Source organism: Propylenella binzhouense (assembly GCF_009866965.1).
Lineage (GTDB): Bacteria > Pseudomonadota > Alphaproteobacteria > Rhizobiales > Afifellaceae > Propylenella > Propylenella binzhouense.
In genome coordinates, this window is record NZ_SPKJ01000142.1 from 1 (window position 1) to 7,726 (window position 7,726).

Below are 7,726 nucleotides of genomic sequence, written 5' to 3' on the forward strand. Positions count from 1 at the left end.
CGGGAAGCCCGGCGCTCGCCCCGCGCCGCGCGCCCATCGCGTCCGCCGCGGCCGCGGCGAGGCGGAACGCGCCCACGTTCCGGGCGAGCCCGAGGATGGCATGGAGGTGCCGGTCGCGCTCGGACGGCGATGCGCCCGGCGCCCCCGCATCCCGCACGAGATCCTCCAGCGCCGCGACAAAGAGCCCGAGCACCTCGCGCTTGAGGGCCGGGTCCGCCAGCGTCTGCCGCTCCAGATGAACGGCGTCGAGCACCGCGGCCGTTCCGTCCTCGCCACGCTTCCCGGCCTGCCCTCTCGCCGCCACAGTGCCGGCGCATTCGGATCGGCGGCGTTCCGGACCGTTCATGCGCAGGGTCCCGGACGGCTCTTCGGGGGGAATTGGGTGCACCGACTGTCCGAAATTGAGACGATACTTGCGAGCCCGGCTTCACGCCGTTCGCAAAGCTTGGGAAATCGGGCCTTCATCGCGCGTTTCACCCTTCCGTGAGAGTGTTGGTGCCACTAATATGCCGGTCCGACAGCATGGGAAAGCAGGTCCTCGTTCGCGCGCCGGCGCCGTTCTGCCCGGCTCCGTTTGGGGGTCCTCGCTCTGAACCGGCGGGGCGGATCGGTCGTCCGTTTCTGACGGGATCGGCGCGTGGCTGCCGTCCCTGCGGTCACGGCGCATCCGAAGCGAGTTCACGAGTACGGGGCGGGGCGAGCAGTCAATGAGCAAACTTCCGAAGACCGACGCGACTGAAGCGGCCCTTTCGGCGGTCGAGGAGGCGCTGAAGATCGACTTCGCGGCCGAGGCGGCGGAAGCCGGCACCGCGGCACCTCCGGAAGCCGCGCCGCGGAAGCCGACGCCGCTTAGCCGGCGGCGCGCGGCCGAGCCGGCCGAAGCGCCTGCCGGACGCGCGCCCGGCGCCCGGAAGGAGCAGGACAGGATCCGCACGCGCCGCGCCGCCAACGACGACGTCCGGTCGGTCGGCAACATCCTCTATGCGCTGCAGCGACGGCCGGCCTACACGCCCTATTGGACGGCGCTGGTGCTCACGATCCTCTGGGTCGCGCTCGGGCTGAGTTTCGGCGCCGGAATCCTCGGCCGGGATCTCGGGACGTTCGGTTCCCTCCAGGACGTCCGCCAGGCGCCGCAGGTGCTGGTCCTTCTCGCCGGCATCGTGCTGCCGCCACTCCTCTTCTGGGCCATGGCCGCGCTGATCTGGCGCAGCCACGAGCTCCGCCTGGTCTCGCGCACGATGACCGAGGTCGCGCTCCGTCTCGCCGAGCCGGAGAACATCGCGAAGGAATCCGTCGTCACGGTCGGCCAGGCGATCCGCCGCGAGGTCGCGGCCATGGGCGACGGCATCGAGCGGGCGCTCGCCCGCGCGAGCGAGCTCGAGGTCCTGGTGCGCAACGAGGTCGCCACGCTCGAGCGCTCCTACACGGACAACGAGCTCCGCGTCCGGCGCCTGGTCGACGAACTCGTCACGGAGCGCGAGGCGATCGTGCAGAACGCCGACCGCGTCCGCCAGGCCATGACCGGCTCGCACGAGAACCTCTCGAGCGAGCTCGTCCGCACCTCCGAACAGCTCACCGAGGCGGCCGAGCGGGCCGTCGAGCGCATCACCGGCGTCCTCGCCGATCGCGGGGAGACCATCACGGCGGCTCTGGAATCCCGGGGCGACGCGCTCGTCGCCCTGGTCTCCGGCAAGGCCGAGGACGTGTTCCGCCGGCTCGACAGCGCGAGCGACCGCTTCTCCGACACGGTCGCGAGCCGCGGCGAGGATCTGATCTCGCGGCTCAACGCGACGACGGACACCATCGCCGATGCCGTGCTCGACCGCGGCGAGCGGCTGCTCGCAAGGCTCGGCGAATCCGGTTCCCAGCTCACCACGGCCGTCGCCGCACAGGCGGCGGAGTTTGCCGACCGGCTCGACCGGGCGGTGGCGGACGCGACGACGAACTTCTCCAGCCGCACCGACGAGCTCGTCCAGAGCGTGAGCCGGACGAGCGACGCCTTCGCCGAGACCTTCGCCACCCAGGGGCGTGACGCGGTCGAGCGGCTCGGGACCGCCGGCACCGCGATCAGCGACGTCATCACGAAGCAGACCTCCGACCTCGATCTGCGGCTGCGCGAGACCCAGAGCCGGCTCACCACGCTCTTCGGGGACGGCTCGACCGCCCTCGTGACGGAGCTCTCGCAGGCCGGCGAGCGCATCCACGCGAGCCTCACCGTCGAAGGCGAGGCGCTGGTCGCGCGCCTCAATGCGCAGAACGACGCGATCGGGGCCGCGATCGGCGCGCGCTCCGACGAGGTTGCGGGCCGCATGGAGCGCGCCAGCGAAATCGTCGTCGAGACGATGGAGAAGCGGTCCCGCAGCGTCATCGAGCATCTCGGGACGACCGCCCACGACGTGTCCCGGAGCATGGCGGCGCAGCTCCAGGAAGTGCAGTCGAATCTCGACGCGGCGAGCGAGCGGTTCGAAGGGGTCGGGCGCGACGTCACCGAGGCGGTGGCCAGGCGCCTGGACGATGCCGGCGCGCTCCTCGGCGAAGCCGGCGAGCGTCTGGCAAGCCGGAACGAGACGGTGACCGCGGCTCTCCGGGACCAGATCGAGCACGCGGAAAGCGGCCTCGCGGCGGCGCACGAGCGGTTCTCCGTTTCGGGCCGGGAGATCGCCGGCACGATCGACAGCCAGCTCTCGCGTGTCGAGACCGCCCTTGCCTCGGCATCCGATCGCTTCGCCGGGGCGAGCGCGGACGCGACCTCCGCGATCCGCACCCGGATCGACGCGCTCGAGGCCGAGATCGGCGCCGCCACCGACCGCCTGGGCGGCGCGGGAGAGCGGGCAGCCGGAGAGATCTCGGCGCGGATCGCGGCCGCCGAGGACGCGATGGCCGCCGTGAGCGGCCGGATCGAGCAGGCCGGCAGCACGCTTCTCGGCGGCGTGGAGGAGAGGATCGGCCAGATCGAGACGGCGCTCGGCGCCGCCGACGAGCGCTTCCTGCTTGCCGGCCGTCGCGTCATGCAGGGCCTGCAGGGCCGGATCGCGCAGGTCGAGGCCACCCTCAGCGCGACCGACGAGCGGCTCGGCCAGACCGGCGAGCGGGTCGTGGCGGCCGTGTCGGAGCGCGTCGCAGCCGTCGAGGCCGCCCTTGCCGCGGCGGACGGACGGATCGGGACGGCCGCGGAAGCGATCGCGGCCGACCTCGACCGGCGGATCGGCCTTGTCGAATCCGCCTTCGCCGCGGGCGACGAGCGGATCGAGGCCGCCAGCGCCCGCATGATGGGCGGGCTGTCGCGCCGCATCGCCGATGTCGAATCGACCCTGTCGAGCGCCGACGAGCGGCTCGGCGAGACCGGCGAGCGCGTCATCGCGGCAGTCGCCGACCGGGTGGTCCAGGTCGAGAGCGCGATCAACTCGGCGGACGAGCGGATCGGGACGGCCGCCCAGCGCATCGCCGCCCAGGTGAACCAGCGCGTCCAGCTGATCGAATCCGCCTTCACCGCCGGCGACGAGCGCATCGCCGCGACCGGCGCGCGCATGGTCGACGCCATCGCCGAACGCGTCGGCGGGATCGAGACGGCGCTGACCGGTGCCGACGAGCGGCTCGGGAAGACCGGCGGCGAGATCGTCGGCGCGATCGCCGACCGGATCGCGGACGTGGAATCCGCGCTCGCTTCGATCGGCGGCCGGGTCGGCTCGGCCACGGCACGCCTTACGTCCGAGCTCGACGAGCGCGTCGGGTCGATCGAGGCCGCGCTCAGCGTCGGCGACGAGCGCATGGGCGCGACGGGCGAGCGCCTCGTCGCCAGCATCGCCGACCGGATCGCCCTCGTGGAGGGGGCGCTTGCGAGCGGCGAGGAGCGGCTCGGCGCGACGGGCGAGCGCGTCGCCGGCACGATCCGCTCCCAGCTCGGCATCGTCGAGACGGCGATCGCCTCCGCCGACGACCGGCTCGGCTCGTCGGGCGACCGCATCGCGGCGACCATCGAGGAACGGATCGGCCATGCCCAGGCCGTGCTGGCGAGCGCCGACGAGCGCCTCGGGGCCACGGGCGAGCGCGTCGCCGGCACGATCCGCTCCCAGCTCGGCATCGTCGAGACGGCGATCGCCTCCGCCGACGAGCGGCTCGGGAAGACCGGCGGCGAGATCGTCGGCGCGATCGCAGACCGGATCGCGGACGTGGAATCCGCGCTCGCTTCGATCGGCGGCCGGGTCGGCTCGGCCACGGCGCGCCTTACGTCCGAGCTCGACGAGCGCGTCGGGTCGATCGAGGCCGCGCTCAGCGTCGGCGACGAGCGCATGGGCGCGACGGGCGAGCGCCTGGTCGCCAGCATCGCCGAGCGGATCGCCCTCGTCGAGGCGGCGCTTGCAAGCGGCGAGGAGCGCCTCGGCGGGGCCGGCGAGCGCGTCGCCGGCACGATCCGCTCCCAGCTCGGCATCGTCGAGACGGCGATCGCCTCCGCCGACGACCGGCTCGGCTCGTCGGGCGACCGCATCGCGGCGACCATCGAGGAACGCATCGGCCATGCCCAGGCCGTGCTGGCGAGCGCCGACGAGCGCCTCGGGGCCACCGGCGATCGCGTCGCCGGAACGCTGCGCTCGCAGCTCGGCACCATCGAGGCGGCCCTTTCCGAGGTCGCCGGCGGCCTCTCCGCCACGAGCGACCGGCTGATCGCCTCCGTCGCCGAGAAGTCCGACGAGATGGCGGCGCGGCTCGACGTCGCGCAGCAGCGCCTTTCCGATGCGGGCCGCGAGGCCTCCGCGCTCCTGGAATCCCAGCTCGACCAGGTCCGCAATTCGATCACGACCGCCGGAGAGAGCACCGGCCTGGTGATCTCCGCGCGCGGCGACCGGATCCGGCGCGACATCGAACGCAATCTCGAGCAGCTCGCGGAGGTCCTCAGCGCGCGCGGCGGCGAGCTGTCGACCATGATCTCGGAGCGGAGCGACGCCTTCGGCTCCCTCGTGGAGGCGCGCATCGGCCAGATGGGCGAGGCGCTCGACACCAATCTCGGCGGCTTCGAGCAACGGATGAGCGCCGCAGCGCTCGGTGCCGCCGAACGCCTCGCGACCTCCGCCGCCTCCGTCGAGCAGGCGGTGGCGGGCCGGCTCGCCAATTTCGAGACCCGCGTCACCACCCGCATCGGCGAGGTCACGCAGACCTTCGGCGAGCGCGCCGACACCCTTGCCGGCACGCTCGACGAGCGGCTCGACCGGATCAACCAGGTGCTCGACAACCGGGCCCGCCAGATCAGCGAGACGCTCGTCGCGCGCACCCGCGGCATCGTCGATGCCTTCCAGGAGGGCCAGTCGGAGATGTCGACGGCCCTCGACGATCGGCTCGCCGAGCTGAAGGAGAGCCTGGGCGCCCGGACGCAGGAGCTCACGCGGTCCATCGCCGAGCGCATGACGGAGATCAACCAGGGTCTCGCGGAACGCCTCGGCACCCTGCAGCACGATTTCGCCGATCGCGCCAACAGCCTCGAATCGACGCTCGAGAATGCGCAAGGCGGCCTCGGCCGGCGCACCGAAGAGCTGAACGCGATGCTCGCGGCGCGCCAGGCGGAGCTCGCCGACCTGCTCGACACGCGCTCCTCGACGCTCGTCGAGGCGATCACCGACCGCGGCCAGTTCGTGCTCGAGAACCTGGAGAGCCGGGGCCAGAGCTTCGTCGAGACCGTGGAAGGCCATGGCCGCTCGCTGGTCGACGATCTCAACAGCCGGGCGAGCATGCTCGTCGACGGACTGCAGGTCGGCACGCGCGGCTTCGTCGACGGGCTCGACCGCACCAGCCGCCAGCTTCTGGAGGAGATCGCCGCGCGGAGCGAGGCGATGACGGGCGGGCTCGACGAGCGCAGCCGCACGCTCCTCGAAGGGCTGGCCGAGCGCGCGGACGCGCTCTCGACCGGCATCGACGGCCGCACGCAGCATCTGCTCGAGGAACTCGCCGACAGGCTCGCCCAGTTCGAACAGGGCATCGGCGAGCGCAACAGCGGGCTCCTCGACGAGATCGGGCGGCGCACGGAAGAGCTCACCGGCGGGCTCGACGATCGCACGCGCTTCATCCTGGAGGAGCTGTCGAGCCGCGCACAGGGCTTCTCGTCCGGCCTCGACGAGCGCGCCCGCACCATTCTCGACGGCGTCGACACCCGCGCCCGCACCTTCCTCGATTCGCTGGAGGAGCGCAGAAGCGGCATCGTGGAGAGCATCGAGGGATCGGGCCGGGATGTCGTCGAGGCGATCGGCCGCGAGAGCTCGGAAGCCCGCGACGCGCTCGACGGCAGCGTGCGGCGCCTGCTCTCCACGCTCGGCAATCAGACGCGCGGCATCATCGAGGCGATCACCGGCACCAACGAGCGCTTCCGCACCGATATCGAGGGCATGCTCGGCCGGCTCGCCAAGACCCACGAAGAGCTGCAGGTGGTGGTCGGGACGGCGGGCGACCAGCTCACCGCGATCGAGGGCAACATCGCGGGTCATGCCGAGAACCTGCGGGCCGCGCTCGACCGCGCGGCGAGCGAGACCACGACGTCGCATTCCGCGCTTTCCGATCAGATCCGGACGCTCCGCGACGTCTCCACCTACGTGCTCCGCGACATCACGGCGATCGCCACCCAGTTCCAGGAGCACACGGACGCCCTGCAGGGCGCCACCGCCGCCCTGAACGAGACCGGCGAAGCCATGCGGACCGATCTGGAGCAGCGGCGGGGGGCGCTCGAATCCGTCGGCACGGCGCTCGCGGCCCAGGCCGAGATCGTGGAGACGCGGCTCAGCGGCCTCACCGCCCTCATTTCCGAGACGCTCGGCTCGGCCGAGGACCGGATCGGCGCGCTCGCCGACGGCATCGGCAAGCGGACCGAGGATACCACGCTCCGCGCGAGCAGCCTCGTCACCGAGACGCTTGCCAGGGCGCGCGACCAGATCGAGGCCTTCACCGGCGATCTCTCCAAGGTCGCGCTCGAGCTCGGCCGGGTCACCGACGAGGCGAGCCGCGGCGCGTCCGAACGGGTCGGCGAAACCGTCGAGACCGCCCAGGCGCGGATCGAGGCGCTCGCGGACTCGCTCCGGCGCGTGTCCGAGGACGTCACGGGCGCGGCCACCGGACGGATCGGCGACGCGCTCGGCGAGCTGGAGCGCCGGATCGGCGAGGTCAGCGAGACGCTCGGACGCCGCGCCGAGGAATCGGCGCAGAACGCGATCGGCCAGATGGAGGCGCTCCGGCAGGCCGCGATCGCCGAGGGCCGGCGCGCCGTCGAAGGCGTCGAGGCGGCCCGCACCGAGCTCGAGAAGACGCTTGCGAGCGCCGGCGCGAGCACCGACGAGGCGGTGCGCTCCGCCGCCGAGGCGCTGGTGGAGCAGGTGACGAAGGCGGTCGCCGAAGCGACCCGCCGCTTCGCCGACACGGCACAGGAGATGCGGACTTCCGCCAAGGCGATCGAGCAGGAGCTGGCGGAGACGCGGGGCGAGCTCCGCCGCGGCATCCTCGACATGCCGGAGGAGGCGCGCGAGATCACGTCGACCATGCGGCGCGCCATCGGCGAGCAGGTCGAGGCGATCACCGAGCTCTCGCGGCTCGTCGCCCGCTATGCCGGCGAGTCGGACCAGATAGCGGGCGGCCGGGCCGAGGCCCGGCATCCGGAGGCGGCACCGCGCCGGGCCGAACCGCGCCTGCCGGCCGCTCCCGCCCGCATCGAGCCGGCGGGCCAGTCCCCGAACGGGGCGGCGGCCGCGGTCCG

Annotated in this window: 1 protein-coding gene and 1 pseudogene; one reads left to right on the top strand and one right to left on the bottom strand. The window is 72.9% G+C overall.

Going from position 1 to position 7,726, the window contains the following annotated elements; genetic code table 11:
- A pseudogene (locus E4O86_RS21430) lies at positions 1 to 253 on the bottom strand (hypothetical protein); the annotation flags it as partial.
- A gap of 454 nt (positions 254 to 707) precedes the next feature.
- Between E4O86_RS21430 and E4O86_RS21435 the strand changes: the two are divergent.
- Positions 708 to 7,726, top strand: a 7,019-nt coding sequence (locus tag E4O86_RS21435) for an apolipoprotein A-IV repeat region-like domain-containing protein (protein WP_161142589.1), incomplete at its 3' end; no start/stop codon positions are given.